This is a genomic window from Pseudovibrio ascidiaceicola (genome assembly GCF_900114245.1).
Classification (GTDB): Bacteria; Pseudomonadota; Alphaproteobacteria; order Rhizobiales; family Stappiaceae; genus Pseudovibrio; species Pseudovibrio ascidiaceicola.
Window position 1 is genome coordinate 43,761 of the sequence record NZ_FOSK01000005.1, and the last position, 14,582, is coordinate 58,342.

Sequence of the window (14,582 nt, forward strand, 5' to 3'; positions counted from 1 at the left end):
GGCCACGATGTTAGACGGTATTTGGGTTGGCCTCTCGACGGCTTTCTCGTTTTCTAATCTTTTAATGGTGATCGGCGGTTGTCTGATCGGCACGTTCATCGGCATGTTGCCGGGTCTTGGACCCATGTCCATCATCGCCATCATGATCCCTGTGGCGATCTCTATCGGTGACCCTTCAGCAGCCTTGATCCTGCTCGCAGGTGTTTATTACGGCGCGATCTTTGGGGGCTCCACGTCCTCAATCCTCATCAACGCCCCGGGCGTGGCATCCACTGTTGCAACAAGCTTCGATGGATACCCTTTGGCGCGCCAAGGCAAGGCAGGCAAAGCGCTGACAGTTGCGGCGATTGCTTCTTTCGCGGGTGGCAGCATCGGCGCAATCCTGCTGATGATTTTTGCACCTGCGCTCGCATCCGTCGCGCTGCTCTTCCACTCAGCTGAATACTTTGCTCTGATGGTCGTCGGCCTTTCCGCAATCGCTGCTTTTGCGGGCAGTGGACAGGTGGGCAAAGCCTTGCTCATGACGCTTGTTGGTCTGATGATGGCAACCGTTGGCGAAGGGGCGTTGTTCAACCAACCGCGCTTCACTATGGGTATCTTAGACCTACAATCCGGATTCGGATTCATCACGCTGGCCATGGCCATGTTCGCCCTGCCTGAAGCTCTGTTCCTCGTGTTAGACCCATCCCGTTCCAATTCTGGTGGAAGTAGCGGCGACATCAAGGACCTGCGCATCACAAAGGCAGAGGCCAAGAAAATAGCGCCGGTAATTGGTCGCCAGTCTATCCAAGGCTTCCTGATTGGGGTTCTTCCGGGAGCCGGTGCAACAATCGCCTCTTTCCTCGGCTATGCGGTAGAACGCAACATCGCGCCAAAAGAAGAGCAGGCGGAGTTTGGCAAGGGGTCTGTCAAAGGCCTTGCAGCTCCAGAGTCCGCTAACAACGCGGCATGTACTGGTTCTTTTGTGCCTTTGCTGACGCTCGGGATACCGGGCTCGGGGACAACTGCGATCCTGCTCGGTGCACTGATAGCCTTGAACGTTTCCCCGGGACCGCGTCTTATGATTGATCAGCCAGAAATTTTTTGGTCCGTGATCATCTCCATGTATGTGGGCAATGTGATCTTGTTGATCCTGAATCTGCCGCTCATCCCCTACATCGCCAAGGTGCTGGCTGTTCCACGCAACTATCTCATTCCGTTCATTCTGTTTTTCACCCTTATGGGCGCTTATATTGGACAGAACAATGCAACGGAACTGCTGATGCTTGTTGGCTTTGGTGTGTGTGCAACGCTCCTGCGTTTTGCCAACTATCCGCTGGCTCCGCTGTTGATCGGCTTCATTCTGGGCAGCATGCTGGAAGATAACTTCTCCCGGTCTATGCAGCTTTATGATGGGATTGGCTTTATCATGGAACGCCCGATGACCATGGGCCTGCTGGCTCTGGCTGTTATTCTGGTTGTTTTGCCAACCATCCGTGCACGTCGTGTTCGCAAGCAGGAATTGGAAGCCGCTGAAAGCGACTGATCAAACCGCAGCTGGGAAACTGAGTTTTGGTGATTGAGAAGAAAGACTGGTCCAATCTGTCCATAACGCTCGCTATTGCAGGCGCAGGGGCTGGTCTTTTTTCCTTCCTCGGATTCCCGGCAGCCCCCCTCACCGGCTCAGCTCTCGCCGTTTCGCTCGGTGGCTTGCTTGGCGCTCCCGTTATCGTTCCCCTTTGGTTGCGCACACTCTGTTTCATTGTTTTGGGTACGAGCATAGGTTCTGGTGTAACTCCCGCTGTTATCGATGCCGCGATTACGTGGCCTGCGAGCTTCTTGGCGTTGGGGATCAGTCTTATCCTGAGTATGCTGATCAGCCGTGCGATCTTGGTACGGTTTTTCGGGTTTGATGCTTATAACGCTTCACTCGCCTCCTCTCCGGGGCACTTGAGCTACATCCTCAGCATGGCGGCAGACAGCAAAGCGGACGTTACCCGCATTGGACTTGCACAAAGCACGCGGGTCTTGTTCCTCACCATCTGCGTTCCGCTGTTTATCTCGCTGCTTTTTGAGGAAACGGACGTTTCTTTTCTACCAGCACAAAACATCAACCTCCTCTCTGCGGTCTACCTGTTGCTCGGGGCAGCTGTGGTTGGAACCATCTTCCTGAAGCTGAAACTTCCCGCTGCCTACCTACTCGGTGGGATGCTAGTGTCGTCTCTGGGGCACGTGAGTGCACTCACACCCGGCAAGATGCCGGATTGGGCCACGCTCAGCTCGTTTCTGGTGATGGGGGCTTTGATTGGCACTCGCTTTAAAGGCGTCAGTCTTGATCTTTTCGCTAAAGCCGTAGGCGCGGGCGTTGTTGTCACGCTCATTACGGTTGGCATGGCAATCCTTGGAGTTGTGTTGGTGATGCCGCTGGTTGGCCTGGACCCAAGCCTGTTGTTCGTCGCCTTCGCTCCGGGCGGAGTAGAGGCCATGGCTGCAATCGCTGTGCAAAGTGGTCTCGACCCCACCTTCGTCGCCGCCCACCACGTCTTCCGCCTACTTCTGCTGACCTTTGTTGTGCCTTTGATGTTGAGGCGCTCAAAGACCGCTCTCCCCGCAAATGGCCAGCCGTGAATCTACGTAGTATATGAGCTGAAAAGTGCATTACGAATAGGTTAGGCGGAAGTATTTTCCTTAAATTCGATCAAAGCTCAAAAATTTCCCTTATTCATGAAGGTATATCAGTTGGCTCAAGAGATTAATTCTCAAGGCAACCTGATAGCCTCGCGGAATAAAAATATTCCAATGAAACCGACGGGGAGTTTAATGAGCGCAGCTTCACTGGATACTTTGGGTACGCTGGAAAGCCGAGTGCGATGGCTTGCCTCCTGGACCATTCACAATGCCAACCATCTCCGCGGTTCTGACGTTGGTGATGTGAAAGTGGGCGGCCATCAGGCGTCTTGTGCCTCTATCAGCACCATAATGACTGCGCTTTACTTCCACACTCTAAGCCCTCAGGACCGGGTGGCGGTGAAGCCGCATGCCGGACCAATCTTCCATGCCATTCAGTATCTGGCCGGGAACCAGACCCTGGAGAAGTTGCAGAACTTTCGTGGGTTTCATGGTGCTCAATCTTACCCCTCTCGCACCAAGGACATTGATGACGTTGATTTTTCAACTGGCTCTGTTGGACTTGGTGTCGCGCAGACGCTGTTTTCGTCACTGGTGCAAGACTATGTGAAGGCGCATGGCGGGCTTAACAAAGCGCCGGAAGGTCGTATGATCTCGCTGGTTGGCGATGCGGAAATGGATGAGGGGAACATCTATGAGGCATTGCTGGAGGGATGGAAACATGGCCTGCGCAATTGCTGGTGGATCGTGGATTATAACCGCCAGTCATTGGATGCGGTGATCCGCGAAGGCCTTTGGGAGAAGTTTGAGAGCATCTTCCGCAATTTCGGGTGGGAAGTTGTCACTCTTAAATACGGTAGCCTGCAGGAAGAAGCCTTCAAAGAACCGGGTGGCAACAAGCTGCGCGACTGGATCGATCTGTGCCCCAATCAGCTTTATTGTGCGCTTGCTTATCAAGGCGGTGCAGCATGGCGTAAGCGATTGCTGGATGATTTGGGAGATCAGGGCGAAGTCAACGAATTGATCAATCGGCGCAGTGATGCAGAGCTGTCCAAGCTCATGTGCAATCTTGGCGGTCATGACCTACCTTCCCTGATTGATGCATTTGAGCATGCCAAGACCCATGATCGCCCGGTCTTGTTCCTGTGCTATACGGTGAAGGGCTTTGGCTTGCCGTTGGCAGGGCACAAAGACAACCATGCTGGCCTGATGACCTCCAAACAGATGGAAGACTACCGTCAGATGGAAGGCATCCGCGAGGGGCATGAGTGGGACAAATGGGAAAGTACATCTGATCCGCAAAGCCTTCAGGCCTTCGTGACTGGGGCTCCGTTCTTTTCAAAAGGCAACCGACGATATTCTGCAAAGACTGTACCGGTTCCCGCGCAATTACCTGCACCCAATGCAGCAGAAAAGATGCTCTCAACTCAGATGGGTTTTGGGCAAATTCTCCACGAAATCTCCAAGCAGGATGAAGAGCTTGCAAAGCACATTGTGACAACCGCACCAGACGTCACGGTCTCCACCAACCTTGGTCCATGGGTCAACCAGCGTGGACTGTTCGCGAAGGAAGAACTGGCGGATACATTTAAGGCAGAGCGGATACCCTCTACTTTCAAATGGGCGTTTTCTCCGCAAGGCCAGCATATTGAGCTGGGTATTGCAGAATCCAACCTGTTCCTCCTTCTTTCTGCACTTGGGCTGTCACACAGCATCAACGGTCAGCGGCTGCTGCCGATTGGCACTGTTTATGATCCCTTCATTTTGCGAGCAGCAGATCAGCTCAACTACGCCTGTTATCAGGATGCGCGCTTCATGCTGGTGGCAACACCATCCGGTGTGACACTGGCACCGGAAGGTGGGGCACACCAGTCCATCAGCACGCCGTTGATTGGTATGGCTCAGGATGGATTGGCCGCATTTGAACCAGCCTTCGTTGATGAGCTGGCGACCATTATGCGCTTTGGGTTTGATTATATGCAGCGTGATGGTGAGGGTGACCCGGACGAGCGTACATGGTTGCGGGATCAGACCGGTGGCTCCATTTACCTGCGTCTTTCAACCCGCCCATTAGAACAGCCACTGCGGACCTTCACGCCTGAAGAAGAGCAGGACATTGTCGATGGTGCTTATTGGCTGCGCAAGCCGGGACCCAATGCGGAAATCGTGATTGCGTACACGGGAGCCGTTGCGCCCGAGGCTATCAACGCCGTTGGGATGATGGCGGAAGACCGCCGTGATGTCGGGCTGCTGGCAATCACATCTGCTGATCGCCTTAATGCAGGGTGGACAGCTGCACAACGCGCTCGGGACCGTGGGGCAATGCATGCGCGCAGCCATATTGAGCGTCTGTTTGACGATGTGCCTGACAATTGCTCACTTATTACAGTGCTGGATGGACACCCCGCTACTCTTGCGTGGCTTGGTGCGGTGAAAGGCAATACGATCCGCACTCTTGGTGTAGAGCATTTTGGTCAGACTGGCACCATTGCCGATCTTTATGCTCATTACGGCATCGACACCCAATCCATTTTGCGGGCGGCTGAAACGATTTCGACAGGTGGCAAGATTCGCTACATTAAGGCGAGTTAGACTTGCAGGCGGAAACGGTGTGTGGTGCATTGTTTCTGCCGTTCCAACTGTTCAGTCTCGTTCTTACTGACCTCATGCCTGCTGCAAGGACTTCGCCGTGACCTCAGATCTTTCCCAGTACACGATTGGCTATGACATCCCTGCCCTACCGGGAATGAAGCTGGACGACGTGCAAACGCCTGCTTTGATTGTTGATCTTGATGCTTTTGATCATAACCTGCTGAAAATGCGTGATGAGATTGCCAAGTATGGTGTTCGCCATCGGGCGCACTGTAAAATGCATAAGTCAGCTGAGATTGCTAAACTGCAGATAGAACAAGGTAATGCTTGCGGTGTGTGCTGCCAAAAGGTGAGTGAAGCAGAGGCGCTGGCCAGAGCGGGCCTCACGGACATTATGGTGTCCAACGAGGTGTGCGACCCTTACAAGATTGATCGTTTGGCACAGCTGCCCAAGCTTGGCGCACGTATCCTTGTCTGTACGGACAATTTGGCAAACATTGCAGATCTCTCACAAGCCGCAGTCAAACACGCAACACAGCTGGAAGTTCTGGTGGAGCTGGATTGTGGAGGCGCTCGGTGCGGTGTGGCAGATAGTGCTGCTGTGTTGCAGCTGGTGACTGCAATCATCGCAGCCCCCAACTTACGGTTTGCGGGCATTCAGTCCTATCAGGGCGCTGCGCAACATGCCTACGATTACGCTGATCGAAAAGCGCTGCTGGATACGGCAATCACGATCACCAAGGATGCTGTAGATCTGCTAGAAAGCAAAGAGATCCACTGTGATATCGTTGGTGGTGCAGGGACAGGCTCATATCCGTTTGAAGCCGCATCCGGTGTGTTCAACGAGTTACAATGCGGGTCCTATCTCTTCATGGATGCGGACTACCGCAAAGTGAAAGACAAAGATGGCAAGCACTTATCTGCTTTTGAGCATGCCCTGTTCCTGCTGACTTCGATCATGTCCACTGACATCGATGGACAAGCCGTTTGCGATGCAGGGCTGAAGGCGCATAGCATAGATTCCGGTCCTCCAACTGTGTTTGAGCGACCTGACCTGCAAAGCCTTGATTATTCAGATGAGCATGGCGTCCTCAAGGATCCGCAGAACTCGCTGAAGCTCAACGACAAGATCAAGCTGGTTCCGGGGCATTGTGACCCGACCTGTAACCTGCATGACTGGTATGTGGGCGTGCGCAACGGTGTGGTGGAAACACTCTGGCACGTGACAGCACGCGGCAAATTTTACTAGGTGCGCGTAACCCCTGTTTGACAGCAACACCCATCCTCTGTAGGTTGCGCGGCAAGGGATCAGGCCCCTGCCGCTCGCAGAGCAATGCTCATGGTGAAGCCTGACATAAAAGATGCGATTTCAGCCCAGACAAGCGGGTTGGTGGCAATGCGAGCTCCATCAAATTGATCCCGCATAGTTTGAGGCTATGAAATGAACGGATCTCTTCCTTCCCTTACGGCGCTCAAAGCGCAAGCGAAGCAATTGCGTGCTGCGCTGGAAAAACGCGGCGAAACTATTTCGCACTCCCAAACCCTTGAGCTTATTGCTCGCCAGCAAGGCTATAAGGATTGGAACACCCTTTACGCTGCCATTGGTAACCGTCCACCGGTGTTGTTCTTGCGGCCCGGCGACCGGGTTGCCGGCAAGTATCTTGGACGACGGTTTGCAGCAGAAGTTCTTGGTGTTCAAAGCTCAGTCGCAGCCCACCGGGTGAGGCTGACATTACACTTTGATGAGCCGGTCGATGTGGTGAGTTTTGAGAGCTTCTCCTCTTACCGCCAACGGGTAACTTGCACCGTAAATGCCGATGGCATGACCAGCGAAAAGACCTCTGACGGTGAACCGCACATGGTTCTCATGGGCCTCTAGGCTTTCATAAAAAAGACCGGGAGACCTGAGGCCTCCCGGTTTGAAAGAGGATGCAATCATCCCGTCAGGCGTAACTCAATGGAACGACAGCATGTCCGTTGAGTTCGCCAATCAGGAGACGTTGGATACCGCTCACTGTGCTGAGCGTTACCTCGCCCGCATCCACGCTCTCGGCACCTGTGATTGATCGGGGAAGCTTGAGATCCAGTGAGATGTCGCGCAGCCGGACTTTCTCCTGAATGACTTCAATATTGGTGCTCTTGTTTTGACCACGCAACCGAGGAGTTGAGAACAAGGTATGCAGCACATATCGCTTGAGCTCCGGCTGGTGGCGTAAGATCACCCTGAGACCGGGCATTGGCTCATGGGTGGTGCTGACCATCGGCTCTTCCAGCAAAGAGCCAATGAGATTTCGCAGGGCATCCAACAAAACCACTGGACCTTTATGCATGTAGATGGAAAACACAGAATGGGCGAGGTAAGTGATTGGCCCTTTTGTGACGCCCACCGCATAACCAGATTTATCACGCCTGTTTGGTGTGTGCTGATGTCCGCAGAAGTGTTTGATAGAGCGGGCAAAGTAAGGCTCATAGACATCGCCCAATGAGATGCCATCAGTCACCTTAATCCTCTGTGATCCCTCATAAAAGCACACCGGAGTTTGGGGAACTTCACCAAACTCCGGTGCGGACAGCAGTGCATAGTCTACATCAAACGGACTGGTCCCGCAGTACTCAGCACCAACATCAAACAGGAAGCCGTCTTCATCAAGACCGCTTCTACCGGAAAGCAGAAGCTTGCCTCCGCTTGTCAGATAAATATTAAGCTTTGCTTTGAGGTCAGCATCCACTTGCACGTTGTCGGGCAGGATTAAGAGTTTGTAGGAGCTAATATCACAATTGCGGTCCAGAACATCAAACTGCATCTGACATTCCAGAAGCAAACGTACGACGCCCTCGTCTCCCGGTACATGCTTGGGCCATGTGCGGATTGTATAAGGATCATTGATCGCTTCGGCAGAAAGAATGCCGATCTCTGCTACCCCTTTACTGTCTTCGTGATAAGTCTCGCGTTTTTCGATCAACTTGAACGCTTGCCCGATGCGCTCATAGGTGGTCTGGTCAATAATGCCGGAAGGGTGCAGCTGATCTCCGATGGAGCTGCCAGCTCCAAACGCCAGCATCATCGCGCTTTCCTGTTCCAGCGCTGCTCCCGGCTTGTAGGTGCCAAACTCACCCCAGAATGTGTGGAACTTGCCGGTCATACCCAGATACTTAGCTCCAATTGTCTCTGCATAGCGTGCGGAAACTGGAAAGTGTTCGTAGCCCCATCCCCCTGTCGGCAGGCTTTCAATTTCCAAGTGACTGTCAAATCCGAGGATACGGCGGTCGCCCCGTGTAACGTGGCCATGATTGTGGAACACAGGTAGGTCTGCATGAACACAACGTGCAGCCTCTGTGGTTTTGCTCAGGAACTGCTCACGCATATCTGCTGCATGCTGCACAAGATGCTTGGTGTTTTGCCAATCCAACCCTTTGGCATGTAACGCATCTAGGCTTTGTGAACTGAGGCTGACATATTGATGGCAGATGTCGAGGAAGATGCCGTCGTTTTCTGGAAACAGCCGGGCGACCTCTTCAATCTGCGCGCAAAGGTAATCCAGATAGCTGGTTCCGAAGTCCAGAATGCCCCAGCTTGGGCCTTGCAAATGATCGACCCCGCCTGTGGTGATCCACTTGCCGTCCTCATCGACCACGCGCCATTCCGGGTGCTCATGGCAGGCCAGCTCATCCCAGGCGCAGCTCAGGTAGATGGGCGTTGCTATGCCGCGTACTTTACAGGCATCAATCTGACGGCGCAGCAGGTTTGTCTTCAGGTTTGGGTGAGGTTTGCCGACTTCGGTTGGATGGTAGGAATAGCCGTGGTGGCACTTGGCGAAGAGCGTGATGGACTGTACGCCTGCTTTCAGCAACGTATCGCCAAATTCGTTCTCATCAAAATGCAACCCGATATCAGGTACTTGTGGGCCGGTATGAAAATCCAGATGCACTTGCCGCAGCAACAGCGGATCACTCAGTGTTCTTCTCGTCATTATGCAAATTCCTTGGTGAGCGCGATCGTTTGCTCGCGCTCGTCAAACAGATAAATAGCTTCGGGGTTTAAAGAGACGGTCCATGGTGTCCCGACGTCATGAAAATGCTGCCCGTTCTCCAAAACGGAGACGTATTGTTTGTTAGGCAACATCATGTGAGAGAGAGTTTCGCGGCCTAGTTGCTCCACGACACTAATCGTGCCTTGGAGAGTTGAAAGGCCGTGTTTGGTTTCGCTCACCTCATTGGGTCGGATACCAACACAAACTTTCTTCCCTTGTTGAGCCGCATCAAGCCCGTGCCAACGATTGGGGATCTCCAGTGCGATTCCGCCCCCTAGATCCAAATGCAGGCGTTGCTCGGTGACAGAGGTGATATGGCCGTGCAGAAAGTTCATCTTTGGTGTGCCGATGAAACCAGCGACGAACTTATTGCAAGGTGAGTTGAATAACTCGATGGGCGTGCCGACTTGCTCGATCACACCGTCTCGCATCACGACAATCTTGTCGGCCATGGTCAACGCTTCCACCTGATCGTGGGTCACGTAGATCATTGTGGCCTTGAGCCTGTTATGCAGCTTCATCAGCTCCAGACGCATCTGTACGCGCAGCTCGGCATCCAGATTGGAGAGCGGTTCATCGAACAGGAATACGTCCGGATCGCGAACAATGGCACGGCCAATAGCAACACGTTGACGCTGGCCACCGGAAAGCTCTCCCGGTTTACGGTTCAGGAGCGGCTTGATCTGCAATGTCTGCGCAACGTCTTGCACTTTCTCTTGAATGAGGGCTGAGGGTTGTCGCGCCACGCGCAAGCAAAAGCCGATGTTCTGCTCCACACTCATGTGCGGGTAGAGCGCGTAGGATTGGAACACCATGGCGATGCCACGCTTGTCTGCCTCAACATTGTTGATGACACGTTCCCCAATTTGGATGGTGCCTTGGACGATGTCTTCGAGGCCGGCAATCAGCCTCAGGAGAGTTGATTTTCCGCAGCCGCTTGGTCCTACAAGCACAACAAACTCACCGCTTTGGACAGCCAGATTGATGTCATGCAACACGTCCACATCACCGAAACTCTTACAAAGATTAGAAATAGTTAGCGTCGTCATTTATTTTCCCATTCCTGTAAGAGAACGAACAAAATGCTTTTGCATGGCCAGATAAAGCGCAACGATAGGCAAGGCGGAAAGCAGCACCGCAGCCATGATCGCCCCCCAGTCGCTGGAGTACTGTCCTTGAAAGGAAGTTAACCCCAGTGGTAGTGTCTTCACCCCCTTTGAGGTGAGGATCAGCAGGGCGATAAGGAACTCATTCCACACAAAGACCACCTGAAAGATTGCTGCGCTGAGCAATGCAGGTTTGGAGAGCGGCAACACGATGGAAAACACTGTGCGCAGCTGAGAACAGCCGTCCAGTTTTGCAGCTTCCTCAAGGTCTTTGGGGAACTCCAGAAAGAACGCATAGAGCAGGATGACGGTAAACGGGATGCCGAAGGCGATGTAAGGCAGTATCAAACCTGCCAGCGTGTTGAGTAGACCAAAGCCATCCAGCAACTGGAACATGGGCACCAGCACAGCATGCAGCGGCACCGCATAAGAGGCCACGATAAGCATATAGACCCACATGCGTCCCTTGAATGGAATGCGCGCCAACGCATAGGCAGCAAGGGTTGAGATCGCGACAATGCCAGTGACTGAGAACACCGAGGTGATGAGTGAATTGAGGAAGTAAGTTCCAATCCCGGAAGAGAACACCCGCTCAAAGTTGCCGAAGTAAAGTTCGCTCGGCAAGCCAGATGGATTGGCGAAAATCTCACTACGTTTCTTAAATGCGGTGAAGACCATCCAGCTGAGCGGCGTGAGAATGAACACGCAGTAGCCTCCAATGAAGACGTACATCATGAGCCGAAGCGTTTTGAAGGGCATCCTGATCATTTGTCCCTCCGACTGGTGTGCAGCTGAACAAGGCCGAGGCCAAGAGCGATCACGAGCAGAACGACTGAGACAGCATTGGCGTATCCCATCCGCCCGATGGTGAAGGCATTTTGAACGATATATGAGCCCATCACCTGAGTTGAGTTACCAGGCCCGCCAGAGGTGAGAACGTAAACAAGATCAAAGACTTTGAAGGCACTGATCACTGTGATCAGAACGCATACGATCAGCACATTGCGCAGCTCTGGCAAAGTCACATTGAAGAAACTCAGGATCGGGCCGGCGCCATCCAGTTTGGCAGCTTCATACAGCTCCCGCGGGATGCCCTGCATGGCGGCAAGCAGGATGATCATCATGAAACCGGTGTACTGCCAGAAGCCCACGAAGATAATGGCGTAAAGGGCGATATCAGGATCACCCAGCCAGCCACGCATGGGTGTTGACCAACCCATGTTGAAGAACAACTCTTCAATCATGCCCGTGTTGGGATCAAACACCAGTCGCCACAAAAGACCAATGGCAATAGTGGAGATGACGATGGGCATGAAGATGATCGCGCTGATCACGCTCTTCCCGCGTTTAATGCCGCGATCCAGAATGGCGGCCAACAGCAAGCCCACGCCAATCTGTAAGATGATGCCGGTGATGGCGATGATGATGTTGTTTTCAAAAGCGATCCAGAACACATCGTCCTGCACGATCTCAATGTAGTGAGAGAAACCAACGAACTGTTTGGTGGGCGACGTGAGCCCGAATTTGTAGAGCGAGTAAATGAGTGTCTGGATAAACGGCACGAGGATGAACAGGGCGAACAGGCTGAGTGCCGGTAACACCATGATCCATCCGAAAATGGTACTCGTGCCGAAGATAGAGGATGGAGTGGCGCGGTGGGCCGCGCTCTCCTGTTCCAAAAGTACTGTCATGCGTTAAGACTCTGCTGAAAGCGTGGAGGGTTTAGCCCTGTTGCTCTTTTGCTTTTTGAGCACGCGCACGGATTTCATCCATGGCTTGCTCGGGAGTCTTGGTTTCATTCAGCACTTCCTGAATGATGCTGAGGTAATGCTCAGAAACAGACTTCTCCAACCCAACATCCAGAATAAGCACCAGACCGGCATAGCTGCCTGCATCCTTGGCGATTTTGCGGAAAATTGGCGTGCCGTCTTCCTCACCCATATGAGAGGCATTAACGGGCAAACGACCGAAATCACGCGCACGCTTTGCTTGGGTTTCTCCAGAAATGAGGAAATTCACAAAGGTGGAGGCGGCATCCATGTTTTTCGTTCTGGCTGAGATCTGATAGCCTTCCAGCAGGGCAAAGTTATAGCCCTGATTGCCTTTGCCGTTTTCTGCTGCTGGGAAGCGGGCGAGATCATAACCGCCTTCAAGGCCTTCGCTGTCAAACGTGCCCGGACACCAGTTCCCGCAGTAAATCATAGCTGCCTGACCAGCCGCAAACAGGCTGCGGGAGGCATCTGCTGTGGTGGCGTTTGGTGCTTTGTTGAAGCAACCAGCCTGACTGAGATCTACGAGTGTTTGCAGCGCTTCCACATAACCTTGATCAGAGAACAGTTCAGAGGCTTCACCCTGCAACGCGTAGTCTTTCGCAACTTGCTCTTCGCCGACGATCTTCTGGTTCAGCGTAGAGATGTAGTGCACGCCTTTCCACTTTTCTGCGTTGCCCAGTGAAATAGGCGACATGCGCGGATTGATGTCGCGGATGGCTTTACAGGAGGCTTTCAGCTCACCAAGCGTGGTAGGAACGCTCAGATTGTTATCTGCAAAGAAGCTGGTGTTGTAGAACATGTACTTGGTGATCAGGTGCGTTGGTACGCCATGGATTTTTCCGTTCACCGAGAAAGCATCAAACATGCCCGGTGCAATCTTCTCGCCCCACATACCAGGTTTCGCGCCAATTTCCGTCAGGTCAGCAGTCAGGCCATTACGGGAAAGAACCGCAGCATCTTCGCCAGACCAGTTGAAGAAAATATCTGGTCCTGCGTTTGAAGCGAGCGCGACTTGCAAACCGGTCTTGTAGGCATCATTCGGAAAAGTCTCGTAGTTGATCGAGATGCCGGGATTGTTCTCCTCAAAGGTGGCGATCACCTCTTCCCAATGTTTGTTGACCGCATCAGAAGAACTGGTCAGGTTCCAGACTTTGAGTTCTGTTTCCGCATTAGCGGATGAAAATGATGAAAACGCAAAAAGAGAAGCCGCTGCCGCGAGCCGAATTAATTTCATAATATCCCCCCAGACTAGCAGGTCCTCCCCCATCGAGACCCTGCGTCATACAGGAAGTTTTCCTTTAGTTGATACCGTTGTCAACTAATTTCAATATTTTCAACTTTGTTGCAAAGCGGCATATTTGCTTGGCACAGAACCTATGTTCTATGAAACAAAAGCACTTTCCCCTTCTCCAACCTCTGTGAAAAAAGTCAAAGCAAACGGGCGACGGAATCACGCAGGATCACATCACAGGAGACAGTCATTTTACGTGAGGAGGAGGAAATGCCATTGTTAAGCCGCGTCAACATCATCTCAACCAAGCGGGTTGCAATTACATCATGCGGCTGTGCAATTGCTGTGATGCTGGGGGTTAGCAAGCGGAAGAAATAGGGATCATCATAGCTGACCAATGAGAGGTCTTGGGCGACTTCCAATCCCATCTCTTTCATCGCTTCCAACACACCCATAGTCATCTCATAGTTGACTGAGAATAAAGCCGTTGGTCGTTCAGGTAAGGCCATCAACTGTTGAAGTGCGAAATATCCATCTGAAAGACGCCAGTCTCCTTCGTAGATGTATTCACCGCGTACCTGTAGACCGCCCTCTTCCATGGCATCACAAAAGCCCTGATAGCGCCCGCGTGAGGAAGACTGCAGATCACTGGCCTTAATGATCGCGATGCGCTCATGCCCCATCTCGATCATATGTTGCACGGCCCGTTTGGAGGCTTCTCGATTGTTCACCAGCACTCGGTCAATATCGATGCCTGTGGATTCATCGTTGAACAGAACAATTGGCTTTTGCAAAGAGCGCAACTGATCCAGCGAGATGGTGTTGTTGAATGTGCCACTCATCACCACCCCGTCAAACTTGCGGGCGTTCATGATGGACAGAAGATTATCCAGCTCGCCTGGTTCGTTCTTAAGATGATAAGTGGTGACCTGATAGCCATGATCGAAAAACTGAGTGATGGCGTTGGAGAGCACCTGGGTGTGGAACTCATCAAACCCATCCATCACCACGGCGACTGTCTTGGTCACATCAGTTTTCATGGCCTGCGCGAAGGTGTTGGTTTGGTAACCCAGCTCCTTGATAGCTTCGCGAATGCGCATTTCGTTGGTTTTGCGCACCTCACGCCCGTTGATGAAACGCGACACCGTGCCTACGGCCACTCCAGCACGCTCAGCTACATCCACTATGGTGGCTGCCTGACGGTCGTCTCTTGTTTCGCTCATCCGGTTCCTCGTGACATGCT

The 14,582-nt window shown here is 52.8% G+C and carries 11 protein-coding genes; 5 read left to right on the plus strand and 6 right to left on the minus strand.

The window, feature by feature from the left end; genetic code table 11:
• The first annotated feature begins 7 nt into the window (after nt 1-7).
• The 5 genes from BM231_RS10680 to BM231_RS10700 all read left to right on the plus strand — a co-directional run bounded on the left by BM231_RS10680 (nt 8) and on the right by BM231_RS10700 (nt 7,078).
• Nucleotides 8-1,525: a tripartite tricarboxylate transporter permease gene (locus BM231_RS10680; RefSeq protein WP_063310150.1), complete on the plus strand. Its 1,518-nt coding sequence runs from the start codon at nt 8-10 to the stop codon at nt 1,523-1,525.
• A gap of 29 nt (nt 1,526-1,554) precedes the next feature.
• The gene (locus tag BM231_RS10685; protein WP_208860270.1) at nt 1,555-2,607 is read left to right on the plus strand and encodes an AbrB family transcriptional regulator; all 1,053 of its coding nucleotides are present in this window, start codon (nt 1,555-1,557) and stop codon (nt 2,605-2,607) included.
• Nucleotides 2,608-2,799: 192 nt separating this feature from the next.
• Nucleotides 2,800-5,199, plus strand: coding sequence for a transketolase (locus BM231_RS10690; protein WP_093519227.1), 2,400 nt, complete (start codon nt 2,800-2,802; stop codon nt 5,197-5,199).
• A 97-nt stretch (nt 5,200-5,296) separates the two neighbouring features.
• Nucleotides 5,297-6,448: a DSD1 family PLP-dependent enzyme gene (locus BM231_RS10695; protein ID WP_093519229.1), complete on the plus strand. Its 1,152-nt coding sequence runs from the start codon at nt 5,297-5,299 to the stop codon at nt 6,446-6,448.
• A gap of 192 nt (nt 6,449-6,640) precedes the next feature.
• Entirely contained in the window at nt 6,641-7,078 is a 438-nt protein-coding gene (locus BM231_RS10700) for a glyoxalase superfamily protein (protein WP_093519231.1), read from the plus strand.
• A gap of 64 nt (nt 7,079-7,142) precedes the next feature.
• On the opposite strand, the gene BM231_RS10705 is transcribed toward BM231_RS10700, so the two are convergent.
• The 6 genes from BM231_RS10705 to BM231_RS10730 form a co-directional block, all read right to left on the minus strand.
• On the minus strand, nt 7,143-9,170 hold the full coding sequence (locus tag BM231_RS10705; RefSeq protein WP_093519233.1) for an alpha-amylase family protein: 2,028 nt from the start codon (nt 9,168-9,170) through the stop codon (nt 7,143-7,145).
• Complete coding sequence (locus BM231_RS10710) at nt 9,170-10,279, minus strand: ABC transporter ATP-binding protein (protein ID WP_093519235.1); 1,110 nt, start codon at nt 10,277-10,279, stop codon at nt 9,170-9,172. The genes BM231_RS10705 and BM231_RS10710 overlap by 1 nt, the downstream gene beginning before the upstream one ends.
• Nucleotides 10,280-11,104 (minus strand): carbohydrate ABC transporter permease, encoded by an 825-nt coding sequence (locus BM231_RS10715; RefSeq protein WP_093519237.1) that lies wholly within the window; start codon nt 11,102-11,104, stop codon nt 10,280-10,282.
• Nucleotides 11,101-12,027 (minus strand): carbohydrate ABC transporter permease, encoded by a 927-nt coding sequence (locus tag BM231_RS10720; protein ID WP_093519239.1) that lies wholly within the window; start codon nt 12,025-12,027, stop codon nt 11,101-11,103. Before BM231_RS10720 ends, BM231_RS10715 begins: the two co-directional genes overlap by 4 nt.
• A gap of 31 nt (nt 12,028-12,058) precedes the next feature.
• Complete coding sequence (locus BM231_RS10725) at nt 12,059-13,342, minus strand: ABC transporter substrate-binding protein (protein ID WP_208860271.1); 1,284 nt, start codon at nt 13,340-13,342, stop codon at nt 12,059-12,061.
• A gap of 194 nt (nt 13,343-13,536) precedes the next feature.
• Nucleotides 13,537-14,562 (minus strand): LacI family DNA-binding transcriptional regulator, encoded by a 1,026-nt coding sequence (locus BM231_RS10730; protein ID WP_208860272.1) that lies wholly within the window; start codon nt 14,560-14,562, stop codon nt 13,537-13,539.
• Nucleotides 14,563-14,582: the final 20 nt, after the last annotated feature.

Coding starts and splice junctions, on each gene's coding strand:
- BM231_RS10680 (WP_063310150.1), top strand. CDS start 8: ATGTTAGACGGTATTTGGGTTGGCCTCTCGACGGCTTTCTCGTTTTCT.
- BM231_RS10690 (WP_093519227.1), top strand. CDS start 2,800: ATGAGCGCAGCTTCACTGGATACTTTGGGTACGCTGGAAAGCCGAGTG.
- BM231_RS10700 (WP_093519231.1), top strand. CDS start 6,641: ATGAACGGATCTCTTCCTTCCCTTACGGCGCTCAAAGCGCAAGCGAAG.
- BM231_RS10705 (WP_093519233.1), bottom strand. CDS start 9,170: ATGACGAGAAGAACACTGAGTGATCCGCTGTTGCTGCGGCAAGTGCAT.
- BM231_RS10710 (WP_093519235.1), bottom strand. CDS start 10,279: ATGACGACGCTAACTATTTCTAATCTTTGTAAGAGTTTCGGTGATGTG.
- BM231_RS10715 (WP_093519237.1), bottom strand. CDS start 11,104: ATGATCAGGATGCCCTTCAAAACGCTTCGGCTCATGATGTACGTCTTC.
- BM231_RS10720 (WP_093519239.1), bottom strand. CDS start 12,027: ATGACAGTACTTTTGGAACAGGAGAGCGCGGCCCACCGCGCCACTCCA.
- BM231_RS10725 (WP_208860271.1), bottom strand. CDS start 13,342: ATGAAATTAATTCGGCTCGCGGCAGCGGCTTCTCTTTTTGCGTTTTCA.
- BM231_RS10730 (WP_208860272.1), bottom strand. CDS start 14,562: ATGAGCGAAACAAGAGACGACCGTCAGGCAGCCACCATAGTGGATGTA.